12 protein-coding genes and 1 pseudogene are annotated in these 13,500 nt (G+C 69.6%); all 13 read left to right on the top strand.

Annotation, left to right across the window (positions count from 1 at the left end; translation table 11 throughout):
- Positions 1-166: 166 nt before the first annotated feature.
- Entirely contained in the window at positions 167-1,306 is a 1,140-nt protein-coding gene (gene solA / locus IG99_RS37480; RefSeq protein ID WP_037682349.1) for an N-methyl-L-tryptophan oxidase, read from the top strand.
- 2 nt (positions 1,307-1,308) lie between these two features.
- Positions 1,309-2,370 (top strand): succinylglutamate desuccinylase/aspartoacylase family protein, encoded by a 1,062-nt coding sequence (locus tag IG99_RS37475; RefSeq protein ID WP_234312087.1) that lies wholly within the window; start codon positions 1,309-1,311, stop codon positions 2,368-2,370.
- A gap of 80 nt (positions 2,371-2,450) precedes the next feature.
- Positions 2,451-3,560 carry an ABC transporter substrate-binding protein gene (locus tag IG99_RS37470; RefSeq protein ID WP_037682347.1) on the top strand — a complete coding sequence of 370 codons (1,110 nt, stop codon included), beginning with the start codon at positions 2,451-2,453 and terminating at the stop codon, positions 3,558-3,560.
- Complete coding sequence (locus IG99_RS37465) at positions 3,553-4,695, top strand: ABC transporter ATP-binding protein (RefSeq protein ID WP_037682345.1); 1,143 nt, start codon at positions 3,553-3,555, stop codon at positions 4,693-4,695. The genes IG99_RS37470 and IG99_RS37465 overlap by 8 nt, the downstream gene beginning before the upstream one ends.
- 3 nt (positions 4,696-4,698) lie before the next feature.
- The gene (locus IG99_RS37460) at positions 4,699-5,592 is read left to right on the top strand and encodes an ABC transporter permease (protein ID WP_037682343.1); all 894 of its coding nucleotides are present in this window, start codon (positions 4,699-4,701) and stop codon (positions 5,590-5,592) included.
- A complete protein-coding gene (locus IG99_RS37455) occupies positions 5,589-6,455 on the top strand; it encodes an ABC transporter permease (protein ID WP_037682342.1) in 867 nt (288 codons plus the stop codon). Before IG99_RS37460 ends, IG99_RS37455 begins: the two co-directional genes overlap by 4 nt.
- The gene (locus tag IG99_RS37450; protein WP_037682341.1) at positions 6,452-7,834 is read left to right on the top strand and encodes an aminotransferase class III-fold pyridoxal phosphate-dependent enzyme; all 1,383 of its coding nucleotides are present in this window, start codon (positions 6,452-6,454) and stop codon (positions 7,832-7,834) included. Before IG99_RS37455 ends, IG99_RS37450 begins: the two co-directional genes overlap by 4 nt.
- A 22-nt stretch (positions 7,835-7,856) precedes the next feature.
- Positions 7,857-8,810 carry a succinylglutamate desuccinylase/aspartoacylase family protein gene (locus IG99_RS37445; protein ID WP_037682340.1) on the top strand — a complete coding sequence of 318 codons (954 nt, stop codon included), beginning with the start codon at positions 7,857-7,859 and terminating at the stop codon, positions 8,808-8,810.
- Positions 8,807-10,267, top strand: a complete 1,461-nt coding sequence (locus IG99_RS37440) for an aldehyde dehydrogenase family protein (RefSeq protein WP_037682338.1) — start codon at positions 8,807-8,809, stop codon at positions 10,265-10,267. Before IG99_RS37445 ends, IG99_RS37440 begins: the two co-directional genes overlap by 4 nt.
- Entirely contained in the window at positions 10,264-11,202 is a 939-nt protein-coding gene (locus IG99_RS37435; RefSeq protein ID WP_037682337.1) for an aldo/keto reductase, read from the top strand. Before IG99_RS37440 ends, IG99_RS37435 begins: the two co-directional genes overlap by 4 nt.
- Before the next feature lie 44 nt (positions 11,203-11,246).
- A complete protein-coding gene (locus IG99_RS37430; RefSeq protein ID WP_037682336.1) occupies positions 11,247-11,912 on the top strand; it encodes a haloacid dehalogenase type II in 666 nt (221 codons plus the stop codon).
- A 50-nt stretch (positions 11,913-11,962) separates the two neighbouring features.
- Positions 11,963-13,246 carry an NAD(P)/FAD-dependent oxidoreductase gene (locus IG99_RS37425; protein ID WP_037682335.1) on the top strand — a complete coding sequence of 428 codons (1,284 nt, stop codon included), beginning with the start codon at positions 11,963-11,965 and terminating at the stop codon, positions 13,244-13,246.
- A 92-nt stretch (positions 13,247-13,338) separates the two neighbouring features.
- Positions 13,339-13,500: pseudogene (gene aspA, locus IG99_RS48185) on the top strand (aspartate ammonia-lyase); the annotation flags it as partial.

Below are 13,500 nucleotides of genomic sequence, written 5' to 3'. Positions count from 1 at the left end.
TACGGCCCTCGGGGAGATCTCCCGGAAGTGAGCCGGACTGCGAGATGCGGCGGTTGTCGGCCGCAGGTCCACGAGGAGGACCTGGCTCCCGCCCAAACCATCTCGAATCGAACAGCCTCACGTCGAAGGCTCAGCATGCGCCTCGGCGATACGAAAGGAAAGTCCTGTGTCAGCTGCCAGGAAGCGCGTCGCGGTGGTCGGCGTCGGAACGATGGGCAGCCAGGCCGTCTGGCGGCTGGCGGCCCGTGGCGCCGAGGTCGTCGGATACGACCGCTACGCACCCGGCCACGACCGCAGCGCCGCCGGCGGCGAGTCCCGGATCTTCCGCAGCGCGCACTTCGAGGACTCCCGGTACGTCCCGCTTCTCAAGCACGCCGATGCCCTCTGGGAGCAGCTCCAGCAGGAGACCGGCCGCGAGCTGCGCCGACTGACCGGATGCCTGCTCATGGGGCCGACCGAGCACCAGCAGATGGCCACCGTCCTCGAGTCCATCGCCCTGCACGATCTCGACCACGAGGTGCTGGACGCCGAGACGCTCGCCAAGCGCTTCCCTCAGTACCGCATCGAGGACGGCGACGCGGCCGTGCTCGACCGCCGTGCCGGCTTCATCCGCCCGGAGCTGACGATCCAGACCGCCGCCCGCCGCGCCGAGCAACTGGGCGCCGTGATCCACCGCTACAGCACGGTCCGGGAGATCGTCCCCGTCGCGGGCGGCGTGGAGATCCGCACCGACTCCGGCAGCGAGCGCTTCGACACCGCCGTCGTCACGCCCGGCCCCTGGGTCAACGACCTGCTGCCCGACCTGCCGTGGGAGGTCGAAGTCCGCCGCCTCGTCAGCGCCTGGTACGTGCCCACCGCCCCCGACGCGTGGTTCGGCGAGGAGCGCCCGGCGTTCATCCGCACGGCACCCACCCACTGCTACGGCCTGCCCTCCCCGGACGGCATCTCGGTCAAGCTCGGACTGTCCCGCGCGCTGCACCGGCTCGCCGACGACCCCAACCAACTGGACCGCACCGTGCGGCCGGACGAACTGAAGATCTTCTCCGAGCTGATCCGGCGATACCTGCCCGACCTGCACCCGGACCCGACGCGCCTGTCCGTCTACATGGAGGGCTACACCGAGAGCAGCCGCCCACTGGTCGGCCCGCTGCCCGGTGCCGAGAACGTGATCCTGCTCGCCGGCTTCTCCGGTCACGGCTTCAAGCTCTCACCCGCCTTCGGTGACATAGCCGCGGACCTCGCGCTGGACGGCGCCTCGCCCCAGCCCATCGACTTCCTCTCCACCGTCGGCCGTACGGAGGCATGACCATGCAGGACAGCACCCTCTCCGTCGGTTCCCTGGAGGCCCGGCCCGGCACCAAGGCGCGCGGCACCGTCCAGGCCCCTCTCGGCACCCTCACCACGGACATCCCGGTGACCCTGGTCAACGGAACCCGCCCGGGTCCCCGGGTCGTCATCACCGCCGGTGTGCACGGCGGCGAGTTCACGCCCATCGAAGCCGCCGTGCGTCTGGCAGACCTGCTGGAGCCCTGTGAGGTGAGCGGGCAGGTGATCGTCTGTCCGGTCGCCAACCCTCCCGCCGTGTACCAGGGCAGGCTCAACGTCTCCCCGGTCGACGGCGTGAACCTCAACCGTGTCTTCCCCGGCGACCCGGCCGGCGGCCCCACCGAGCGGCTGGCCGCCTGGCTCTTCGCGAACCTGGTCGACGGCGCCGACGTCTACATCGACCTGCACTGCGGCGGCATCGACCAGGTCCTGCGGGACTTCGTCGGCTACCGCCTCACCGGTGACCCGGACCTGGACAAGGCGACGGCCGAACTGGCAGGCTCCTTCGGCATCGAGGACGTCATCCTCGGGCTGACGCCCGAGGGCGGCAACAGCCACGCGGCCGCCGCCCGCCGGGGCGTCTCGGCGGTCCTCGTCGAGGTGGGCCAGCTCGGCCGGCGGGACGAGGCCACCGCCCTCCGCCGTGTCGACGGCCTGCTGAAGGCACTTCGCCATCTGGGCGTCCTCGACCAGGACGGTTCCGCTCCGGCAACGATCCGCGAGTGGGTCTGGTCCGCCGGCGTCACCGCCGAGGCCACCGGCCTGTGGTACCCGGAGTTCTCCTTCGGCGCCGACGTCATCGGCGAAGTCGCCGAGGGCGACATCCTCGGCCGCATCGTCGACCCGACCGACGGCACAGAGCACACCGTCCACGCCCCGGCCGACGGACGGATCTTCTACGGCATGCACGGTCTCACCGTCGCCACCGGTGCCGAACTCGCCGCCCTCGCCGTCCCGTGGGACCCCGACACGGCCGCGCGGGCCGACACCTTCCGGGCCCCCGGTTTGGGTGCCGGCTCCGACGAGGCGGATCCCCGCCCCTAGACCCCCATTTCCACCCGCCCCCCTTTCCACATCCCCAGCCGCTCCACTTCTCACGGCCAGCACCACCCAGGAGGCACACGATGAAAGATGCCCGAATAGACCGCAGACTGTTCCTGCGAGGAATAGGCGGGGTCACCGCGGGTGTCGCCGCCGCGACCACCCTCTCCGCCTGCGGTACCGGTACCAGCCGGTCCGTCGCCGGCAGCGGTGGCAAGGGCGGCGGCAAGACGGTGGTCGTCCGTGACAGTGGCGGTTCCTACGGTGCGGCCCTGCAGAAGGCGATCTACACGCCGTTCACGCAGGAGACCGGCATCACCGTCAAGGTGCTGAACCTGGACGACGCTCCGCTGCTGGCGCAGATCAAGCAGGGCCGGCCGCAGTGCGACCTCATCAACAACTCGATGATGTCGCACAACAAGTACGTCCAGCAGGGGGCCCTGGAGACGCTGGACCCCGACCGGGTCAAGAGCGTGAAGAGCGCGAAGATCCCCGAGGCCCAGGTCACCGACCATGCCATCGGCAGCAGCTTCTACGGCGCGTGTATGGCCTACCGCACGGATGCGTTCGGGGGCCGTAAGCCGGAGTCGTGGGCGGACTTCTGGGACACCAAGGCGTTCAAGGGCGGCCGTGCGATGGTCCACCCGGACGGTGACCTGCCCGAGCTGGAGTTCGCGCTGCTGGCCGACGGCGTGCCGATGGACAAGCTGTACCCGCTGGATGTGGACCGTGCCTTCAAGGTGATGACCCGGCTGCGCTCGGACATCAAGAAGTTCTGGGACAGCGGCCCGCTGCCCGGTGTGCTGCTCAGCCGCCAGGAAGTGACGATGTCCACCGTGTGGGACGGCCGTATCGCCGACCTGCAGAAGCAGGGCGTCCCGGTGGAGCGGCAGCTCAACGGTATGCGGCGTCAGTTCCAGGGCTACGCCATCGCCAAGGGCGCGGCCAACATAGACGCCGCCTACCAGCTCATGGACTTCTCGCTGCGGGCGGAGAGCCAGGCCAACCTGGCCAAGGCCTTCCCGTCGAACCCGTCCTCCCCGGGGGCCTACGCCAAGCTCACCGAGGACGAGCGCAACGCCCTCGCCGGTGCGCCGCAGTACTACGACAAGGGTTTTGACGCGGACATCGACTGGTGGATGAAGAACGAGGACGCCGTCACCAAGCGCTGGCTGGAGTGGGCTCGTGGCTGAATTCGGTGTTGCAACACCGTCCCTCACGGTGGCCGGCAACACGCCGGCCACCGCGAGTGGCAAAGCGCTGTCGGTAGTGGCATTGCGCAAGACGTACGGGGACGTCGTCGCTGTCGACGAGGCGTCCATGGAGATCGCGGCCGGGGAGTTCGTCACCTTCCTGGGCGCCTCGGGGTCGGGCAAGACCACGACGTTGATGATGATCGCCGGGTTCTGCGAACCCGACTCCGGCACCATCACCGTCGGAGGCCGTGACGTGACACGGCTCGCCCCGCAGAAGCGGGGTCTGGGCTTCGTCTTCCAGCAGTACTTGCTCTTCCCGCACATGACGGTGAGTGAGAACGTCGCTTTCCCGCTCACGCTGCGCGGGGTGGGCAAGGACGAGATCCGCCGCCGGGTGGGGGAGACGCTGGAGATCGCGGGCCTGTCGGGGTTCGGCGGCCGTAAGCCGCGTGAGCTGTCGGGCGGTCAGCAGCAGCGTGTCGCGCTGTGCCGGGCGCTGGTCTACCGTCCGCCGGTCATCTTGATGGACGAGCCGCTGGGCGCGCTGGACAAGAAGCTGCGCGACCAGCTCCAGGTCGAGATCAAGGCCATCCAGCAGGAACTGGGCCTGACCGTCATCTATGTGACGCATGATCAGGAAGAAGCGCTGGTCATGTCGGACCGTATCGCGGTGATGCGCAACGGCCTGATCGAGCAGTTCGACACCCCGAGGGAGCTGTTCGAGCGGCCCAAGACCGCGTTCGTGGCGGACTTCCTGGGCGCGGCCAACTTCCTGCCCGGCCGCGTCGAGAAGCATGACGGCGAGCACACCCTGGTCCGTCTCGACCAGTCCGGCGGTCTGGTCAAGGCGCGCCGCCACCAGCTGGGCTCCGGTACCTCTGTGAAGGTCGCGGTGCAGCCGGGCCGGCTGCGCGCCTGCGCACCGGATGACGGCTTCTGTACCGGCACGGTCGAGACCGCCACCTACGTGGGCACTCTGGTCCGCGCGGGTGTGCGCATCGACGGCGGCGACGCGCCGCTGCTGCGCCTGGAGGTCCCGGCCGGCCGCGGCCCGGTCGCCGGTGAGCGGGTCGGGATCAGCGTCGACCCGGACGACGTCAACCTCTTCCCCACCACCGAACAGGGAGGGTGAGCCATGGCCGCCACCCTCACCGCTGGTCCTGCCCGGCCGCGCAAGCTCCTGGCCTCGCGCAGGACCCGTGTCGGGATCCTGTACGCGCTGCCCGTCGTGGTCTACCTGCTGGTGCTGTTCGTCTACCCGATCTTCTCCACGCTGCTGCTCAGCCTGAAGAACGCCGACGGATCGTTCACCCTGCACTGGTACGCCGACGCCCTGACCGGCGTCAACCTCTCCGTCCTGTTCACCACACTGCGGATCTCCGCCGAAACAGCCGTGCTCAGCCTGGTCTTCGGTTTCCTCCTGGCCCAGGCGATCACCCGGCTCAAGCCCATGCTGGCCGGCCTTGCCATGCTGGTCGTGGTCGTCCCGCACTTCATCAGCGCCCTGGTACGCACCTACGGCTGGATCATCCTGCTCGGCGACAAGGGCCTGGTGAACCAGGCCATGGTCGACCTGCGGGTTCCCGGGGCGCCGTTCCAGCTGCTCTACAACGAGATCGGTGTGGTCATCGGCACCACCTCGATGATGCTCCCCTACACGGTGCTGCTGCTGTACGGAGTGATGCGCGGCGTGGACCGCCGCCTGCTCGCGGCCGCATCCAGCATGGGCGCAGGCCGGGTGACCATATTTCGTCGCATCTACCTGCCGCTGGTCGCGCCCGGCCTGGCCAGTGCCGGACTGCTCAGCTTCATCCTCTCGCTGGGCTACTACATCACCCCGGCCCTGATGGGCGGACCCAAGCAGACGATGATCGCCACCCTCATCAACCAGCAGGTCACCAAGGACAACCAGTGGAACGGGGCCGCCGCACAGGGCGTCATCCTGCTGCTGCTCACCCTGGCCGGACTGCTCCTGGTCAAGCTCGCAAGCTCCCTCGGCGCCAGCCGCAAGAAGAGGAGCGCGTCATGATCGAGCTGCGCAAAACCCTGACCGGGCGGATCGTGCTGACCGCCATCGCCACCGTGATCCTGCTGTTTTTGGCGCTGCCGATCGTCGTCATCGTCGTCACCTCCTTCAGCAACAACGCCTTCGCACAGTTCCCGCCCCAGACGTGGACGCTGAACTGGTACAAGGCCCTCTTCGCCGACGGCAGCAAATGGCCCGCCGCGCTCTCCCTGAGCGCCCTGGTCGCCGCCCTGAGCACCGTGTTCTCCCTCATCATCGGCGTCACCGCGGCGACCGCCCTGACCCGCAGTGAACTCCCGCTGCGCTCGGCGGTCTACGCCCTGGTCCTCGGACCGCTGGTCATCCCCCAGATCGTCACCGCCCTCGGGCTGTTCCTGCTCTTCGAGCCCGCCGCGATGCTGGGCAGCCCCCTCGCCATCGCCCTCGGCCACACCGTGCTCGCCTCACCCATCGCGGTCCTCATCCTGATCGCCACCCTGCGCGGCATCGACGAACGCCTCGAAGACGCCGCCGCCAGCATGGGCGCCGGCCGCCTCACCATCGCCCGCCGCATCACCTTCCCCCTCGCCGCACCCGGCATGATCGCCGCAGCCGTCTTCTCCTTCATCACCAGCTTCGACGAGTTCTACATCTCCCAGTTCCTCTCCTCCGTCGACACCGTCACCCTGCCCGTGCAGGTCTACAACTCCCTCACCTTCGAGATCGACCCCAGCGTCACCGCCGTCAGCGCCATCCTCATCGCCTTCGCCATCCTCGCCCTCGGCCTCGTCGCCCTCGTGCGCTGGCTCGGCACCGGACGACAAGACCCCCTGCTCTCCGTCGAGAACACGGTAGGAGTCGCCACCCCCGGCGGTGAAGCCGTATGACCACCGCCGCCGCTCAGCTGACCGCGGCCACCGCTCAGCGGCACTTGCTGCTGCACATGACCGCCAACGGATCGCTCGGCGACGAGGGCCAAGACCTCCTCGTCGTCCAGCGAGGGGAGGGCCCGTACGTCGACGACACGGACGGCAGGCGCTACATCGACGGCCTGTCGGGGCTGTACTGCTGCCAGCTCGGCTACTCCTACGGCCCCGAGTTCGCCGAGGCCGCCGAACGGCAACTGCGCGAGCTGTGCTACAGCCCGCTGTGGACCGGCTCCGCGCACCCCACGGCGATCGAACTCGCCGAGCGCCTGTCCCGGATCGCCCCCGTCGACATCGAGCACACCTTCTTCTCGAGCGGTGGCGCCGAAGCGGTCGAGACCGCCTGGAAGATCGCCCGCCAGTACCACGCCCTGCGCGGGGAGCCGGGGCGGGTGAAGGCGTTCGCCCGGCTCAGCGCCTACCACGGGCTGACCATCGGCACCCTGTCGTTCACCGACGACCCCGGTCTGACGCAGCCCTACGGCCCGCCGGTGATCGACACCCGGTTCGTGTCGAACACCAACCGCTTCGGCCTGGCGCCGGAGTTCGCGGACGACGAGGTGTACACGGGGTGGTTGCTCGCGGAGCTGGAGGCCGCGATCCTGGCCGAGGGTCCGGAAACCGTCGCCATGCTCATCGCCGAGCCGGTACAGAACCGGGGCGGCTGCATCACCCCGCCCAAGGGTTATTGGCAGGGGTTGCGGGCACTGGCCGACCGGTACGGCTTCCTGCTGGTCGCCGACGAGGTGATCACGGCCTTCGGCCGGGTCGGGGAGTGGTTCGGCGGGGACCTCTACGGGGCCCGCCCGGACATGGTCACCGTCGCCAAGGGCATCACCGCGGGATACGCCCCCCTGGGCGCGACCCTGGTCGGCGCCAAGGTCACGGAGGTCATCAACCGGCCCGGCGCGGTCCTCAACCACGGCTACACGTTCGCCGGGCACCCGCTGAGCGCGGCCATCGCCCTGCGCAACCTGGAGATCATGGAGCGGGACCGGATCCTGGACAACGTCCGTGGTCTCCAGGGCGACCTGGCCGCACGCATGGCGGCGCTCAAGGACCTGCCGATCGTCGGCGACGTCCGCGGCACCGGGTTCTTCTACTCCTGCGAACTCGTCGGCGACCTCGACGACGGCGCTTTCAGCGCCAAGGCCCGAACCGAGTTGATCGGCGACCTGATCCCGCGCCGACTGCGCGAGGCCGGCCTGCTCGCCCGCGTCTACAACCGCTCCGCGCCACTGGTGCAGATCGCGCCCCCGCTGATCAGCGACCGCGCCCTCCTCGATCGTATCGCCGCGATCATCGCCGGCACCCTCGCCGAGGCGTCGTCCCGCATCTGATCCACGTTTGGGAAGGAACCACATGTACTCCATCGGTCCGCTGACCGTCGCCCCCGGCGAGCGCGCCCAGGGCCTGATCCCGGTCGGCACCAGCACCTACGGCATGGAACTCGGCATTCCGCTGATCGTCGTCAACGGCGCCCAGGACGGCCCGGTCCTGTGCGTGGACGCGGGCGTGCACGGCGACGAGTACGACGGCCAGGAGGCCATCCGGCGCGTCCTCGCCGAGCTCGACCCGGCCACCCTGCGCGGCACGGTCGTGGGCATCCCCTGCCTGAACACCCCGGCATTCGAGGCGGCGGCCCGGGCGAGCGGCATCGACCACCTCAACCTCAACCGGATCTTCCCGGGTGACGCCGAGGGCTCGTACTCGCAGCGCCTGGCCGCCACCTTCGTCGAGCAGGTCGTGCCGGCCGTCGACGCCGTGGTCGACCTGCACACCGGCGGCGCCTACGGCGAGATCGCCCCCCTCGTCATCCTCCAGGGCGGCTACGAGAACCTGGCGACGGACCTGGCCCTCGCCGCCGGGCACGAGCTGGTCTGGAAGGGCGGCAAGTGGGGCGGCACGGTCCGCCACCCCGTCCTCGAAGCCGGCAAGCCCGCCATCACCATCGAGTGCGGCGGTGCCACGTACCGCGAGACCAACGTCGAGCACCACATGAACTCGATCCGCAACATCCTGCGCAGCCTCGGCATGACCGACGGCGAGGCAGAGCTGCGGGACACCTACACGACCGTCTCCGGCACCTTCGCCCGCTCCGCCTCCGGCGGCTTCTTCGTCGCCCGCGCCGAGCCGGGGGAGACATGCAAGGAAGGCGACCTGATCGCCACCATCACCGACCACTACGGCAACACGCTGGAAGAGGTCAGCGCGCCGCAGGACGGCATCGTGCTCTGGGTCCGCCGGATCCGCACGGTCCGCCCGGGCGACGAGGTCGTCATCTTCGGCGAGGTACTGGGGGAGATCCGGCCATGAGCGGTGAACTGCAGCTGACCGAGCTGCTGATCGACGGCAAGCAGGTCCCGGCCGCCGACGGCCGCTCCTTCACCGTCCTCGACCCGTCGAACGGCACGGCCGTCGCCCAGGTGGCGCTGGCCGGCGAGGCGGACGTGGACCAGGCGGTGGCTGCCGCGCGCGCGGCCTTCACCGCTCCCGAGTGGGCCGGGATGCGTGCCGCCGACCGGGGGCGCATCCTGTATCGGATCGCGGAGGCCATCCGCTACCAGGGCGAAAGGCTGGCCCGCCTGGAGAGCCAGGACGTCGGCAAGCCGCTCCGCCAGGCGAAGGCCGATGTCGAGGCGGCGGCCCGCTATTTCGAGTTCTACGCGGGCGTCGCCGACAAGCTCGGCGGTTCGACGATCCCCCTCGGGCCCGGCCTGATCGACTACACGGTGCGTGAGCCGATCGGTGTCTCAGGTCAGATCATCCCGTTCAACTACCCGCTCCAGAACACCGCGAGGGGCTCCGCCCCGGCGCTGGCCGCGGGTTGCACGGTGGTGCTCAAGCCATCGCCCGAGGCGCCGCTCACCCCGCTGGAGATCGGCAGGATCGCCCTGGAATGCGGCCTTCCACCGGGCGTCCTGAACGTCGTCCCTGGTGACGGCGAGACCGGCGCGGCCCTCGCCGGCCACCCGGACATCAACCAGGTCACCTTCACCGGCTCCGTGCCGACCGGCATCAAGGTCGCCCAGGCCGCAGCCGCCAACGTGGTGCCCTCCGTCACGGAACTGGGCGGCAAGTCGCCGGTCGTCGTCTTCGCCGACGCCGACTTCGACCTGGCGCTGACCGCCGTCGCGGCCTCGGCCTTCGGCAACGCCGGCCAGACCTGCTCGGCCGGCACCCGGCTGCTGCTCCAGCGCGGCGCCGAGGAGTTCCTCGACAAGCTCGTCGCGCACGCCGCGTCGCTGCGCGTCGGCCCGGGCCTCAGCGACCCGGACGTCGGTCCGCTGGTCGCCGCCCGGCAGCGTGACCGGGTCCTCGGCTACCTGGAACTGGCCCGGGAGGAAGGCGCCGTGGCACGGGCCGGCGGAGACGCCCCCGCCGACCCCGAACTGGCCGACGGCTACTACGTCCGGCCAACCGTCCTCACCGGACTGGACAACCAAGCCCGGTGCGCCCGCGAGGAGATCTTCGGCCCCGTCGTCACGGTCATCGAGTTCGACGACGCGGCCGAGGCCCTGGAGATCGCCAACGACAGCCCGTACGGCCTCGCCTCGTACGTGTGGACCCGCGACATCGACAAGGCGATGCGCATGGCCGAGGGCATCCGGGCCGGCCAGGTCTACGTCAACGCCACCGGCGTCGGTACCGGCGTCGAGCTGCCGTTCGGCGGCTACAAGCACAGCGGCTGGGGCAGGGAGAAGGGCCTCGAAGGCCTGGCCAGTTACCTGCAGACCAAGAACGTCTGCATCGGATTCGGGAACCGGTCATGAGATACCGCACGCTCGGAGAGCGCGGCCCGACCGTCTCGGTGGTCGGCGTGGGCGGCAACAACTTCGGCGCCCGCCTCGACGAGGACGGCACGAAGGCCGTCGTCCACGCCGCCCTCGACGCGGGGATCACCCTGTTCGACACCGCGGACATGTACGGCGGGTCCGGGGAACGGGGCGGCCTCCGAGGCGACGGTGAACGGCTCCTCGGCGCCGCGCTCAAGGGCCGCCGCGACGACGTGGTGCTGGCCACCAAGTTCGGCATGGAGATGGGCCGGGTCGCCGACCTGTACGGTCCGCGCGGATCCCGCGCCTACATCCGGTACGCGGTCGAGGCATCGCTCAGCCGACTCGGCACCGACCGTATCGACCTGTACCAGTACCACGAACCGGACGGCGTCACGCCGTTGGAGGAGACGGTCGCCGCGCTCCAGGAGCTGGTCGACGAGGGCAAGATCCGGTACATCGGCTGCTCCAACCTACCGGCCGAGCAGGTCACGGACGCCTTCGTGTCCACCCAGGCGCGCTACCACCTGCTCGACCGCAGTGCGGAGCAAGACCTGATCCCGACCTGCCTGCACCACGGCCTCGGCCTGCTGCCGTACTACCCGCTGGCCAACGGCCTGCTCAGCGGGAAGTACCGCCGCGGCGAGGAGCCCCCACCAGGCAGCCGCCTGTCCTGGCGCCACGGCTGGCTCACCGACGCGGCCCTCGACAGGGTCGAGGCGCTCACCGCATACGGCGCCGAACGCGGCCTGACCCTCCTCCAGGTCGCGGTCGGCGCACTGGCCGCCCTGCCCGCCGTCGGATCCGTCATCTGCGGCGCCATGACTCCCGGGCAGGTCACCGCCAACGCGGCAGCGGCCGACTGGATACCGAGCCCGGCCGACCTGGCCGTGCTCGACGCGATCGTCGCCCCTGGCGAACGCGTCGTCTGAAGCCCCCAACCCTCTGAAAACCCGCGAGACTGAGGCTGAACACCATGCGAGAGATCGTCACCTTCGACGCCTATGCGACTCTGATCAACTTCGAGCTCGGCCCCACGACCCTGAAGGTCATCGAGGACCGACTGGGTCTGGACAACCTGGATGTCGACGAGTTCCTCGACGACTTCCGCGTCATGCGCTTCCAGGCCGTCCTGGAGGACTACCGTCCCTACCACGAGATCCTGCACTCCAGCCTGCGCAACGCCATGCGCCTGCACGGTCTGGAGTACCGCGAGTCCGACGGCGAGGCCCTCGTGGACGCCGTCCCCACCTTCGGACCCTTCCCGGAGGTGCCGGAGGCCCTGCGCGCGCTGAAGACCAGGTACGAGATCGCCATCATCTCCAACACCGACGACAACCTGATCGCGCGGAACGTCGAGAACATCGGCGTCGAGTTCGACTACGTCATCACCGCCCAGCAGGCCGGCGCCTACAAGCCGGACCGCCAGACGTTCAAGCACGCCTTCCGGACCATGGGCGTCGAGTCGTCGCAGGTCATCCATGTCGCTCAGGGCTGGGAGTACGACCACATCCCGACCCGCGACCTGGGCCTGAAGCGCCGGGTGTGGATCAACCGCTACGGCCGCAAGGGCAGCGCCGACTACCAGCCGTACGACGAGCTGCCCGACCTGTCGGGCCTGCCGAAGCTCCTCGGCTGCTGACCAACGGCGCACCGGCGACACAGGACTGAGAAAGACAGAGGACGCACGCCATGAAGCAGATCCCCTACTGGCTGGACACAGCTCCCGCCCTGCCCGACCGTTCCGGCAAAGACCTGCCCGACGAGGCGGACGTGGTGGTGATCGGCGGCGGCCTCACCGGGCTGTCCACCGCCTACCACACCGCCCGCAAGGGCGCCCGTACCGTCCTCGTCGAGAAGGACAAGGTCGGCTCGGGCGCCTCCGGGCGCAACGGCAGCATGTGCACCCAGGGCATCACCATCAGCCCCGCCGAGGCGCGCAAGCGCTACGGCCAGGAGCGCGCACTCGAGCTGTACAACGCCTTCCGCGATGCCGTCGACGTCGTCGAGGACCTCACGCAGAAGGAACAGATCGACTGCGACTTCAACCGCTCCGGGCGCCTCGGACTGGTCTGCAAACCCCAGCATTTCGAGGGCCTGCGCGCCAAGCAGCGCGACCTGGCCGAGAACTTCGGTCACGAGACGATCGTCCTGAGCAGGAGCGAACTGCGGGCCGAGCTCGACTCGGACTACTACCACGGCGCCCTGCTCGATCCGCTCAGCGCGGGCCTGCACGTGGGCAAGTTCGTCGGCGGTCTGGCGGACGCCGCCGAGCGTGCCGGTGCCGACATCCACGAGCGCAACGCCGCGACCGGCCTCACCCGTCTCCCCGGCGGCGGCTTCCTGGTGGAGACCCTGCACGGCACCATCCGCGCCAAGCAGGTCATGGCGGCCACCGACGCCTACACCGACAAGTCGCTGCCCTGGTTCCGGAAGCGGCTGATCAACGTCGGCAGCTTCATCATCGTCACCGAGCCGCTGGGCGAGGCGCGCGCCAAGGAGCTCATCCCGAACGGCCGCCTGCTGGTCGCCCACAAGAACGTCGGCCACTATGTCCGCCTCACCCCGGACAACCGCCTCGCCTTCGGCGGCCGGGCCCGCTTCGCCCCCTCCAACCCTGCCTCGGACATCAAGAGCGGTGACATCCTCAAGCGGGAGATGACCGAGATCTTCCCGCAGCTCGCGGGGGTGCGCATCGACTACGTGTGGGGCGGCATGGTCGGCTTCTCATGGGACCGCATCCCGCACGCGGGCGAGGTCGACGGCCTGTACTACTCCATGGGCTACTGCGGACACGGCGTCCAGATGGCCACCTACATGGGCCGCGCGGTCGCCGAGATGATGGACGGCAAGCCCGAGGCCAACCCGATGCGCGGCTTCGGCTTCCCGAAGGTGCCCATCCCCTTCTACAACGGCACCGCCTGGTTCCTGCCCTTCGGCGGCGCCTACTACAAGGCGAAGGATCGCCTGCTCTGAGCAGGTACCGACACCGGTGACACCGCGGGGGCCTTCCACGCAGCGGCGCGGAAGGCCACCCACCATGCCTCCCGAGAGAGAGCCCCAGGCCCATGACTGCCGTCACCCGCAGTGAGCACGATCTGCTCGGCGACCGGGATGTGCCCGTCGACGCCTACTGGGGTGTCCACACCCTGCGCGCCACGGAGAACTTCCCCATCACCGGGACGCCGATCTCCGCGTACCCGCATCTGATAAACGCCCTTGCCGCGGTC

The organism is Streptomyces griseus subsp. griseus, from assembly GCF_000720255.1.
GTDB lineage: Bacteria > Actinomycetota > Actinomycetes > Streptomycetales > Streptomycetaceae > Streptomyces > Streptomyces griseus_I.
This window is presented reverse-complemented; position numbering and strand designations above follow the sequence as displayed.

Coding starts and splice junctions, on each gene's coding strand:
- IG99_RS37475 (WP_234312087.1), top strand. CDS start 1,309: ATGCAGGACAGCACCCTCTCCGTCGGTTCCCTGGAGGCCCGGCCCGGC.
- IG99_RS37470 (WP_037682347.1), top strand. CDS start 2,451: ATGAAAGATGCCCGAATAGACCGCAGACTGTTCCTGCGAGGAATAGGC.
- IG99_RS37460 (WP_037682343.1), top strand. CDS start 4,699: ATGGCCGCCACCCTCACCGCTGGTCCTGCCCGGCCGCGCAAGCTCCTG.
- IG99_RS37455 (WP_037682342.1), top strand. CDS start 5,589: ATGATCGAGCTGCGCAAAACCCTGACCGGGCGGATCGTGCTGACCGCC.
- IG99_RS37450 (WP_037682341.1), top strand. CDS start 6,452: ATGACCACCGCCGCCGCTCAGCTGACCGCGGCCACCGCTCAGCGGCAC.
- IG99_RS37445 (WP_037682340.1), top strand. CDS start 7,857: ATGTACTCCATCGGTCCGCTGACCGTCGCCCCCGGCGAGCGCGCCCAG.
- IG99_RS37440 (WP_037682338.1), top strand. CDS start 8,807: ATGAGCGGTGAACTGCAGCTGACCGAGCTGCTGATCGACGGCAAGCAG.
- IG99_RS37435 (WP_037682337.1), top strand. CDS start 10,264: ATGAGATACCGCACGCTCGGAGAGCGCGGCCCGACCGTCTCGGTGGTC.
- IG99_RS37430 (WP_037682336.1), top strand. CDS start 11,247: ATGCGAGAGATCGTCACCTTCGACGCCTATGCGACTCTGATCAACTTC.
- IG99_RS37425 (WP_037682335.1), top strand. CDS start 11,963: ATGAAGCAGATCCCCTACTGGCTGGACACAGCTCCCGCCCTGCCCGAC.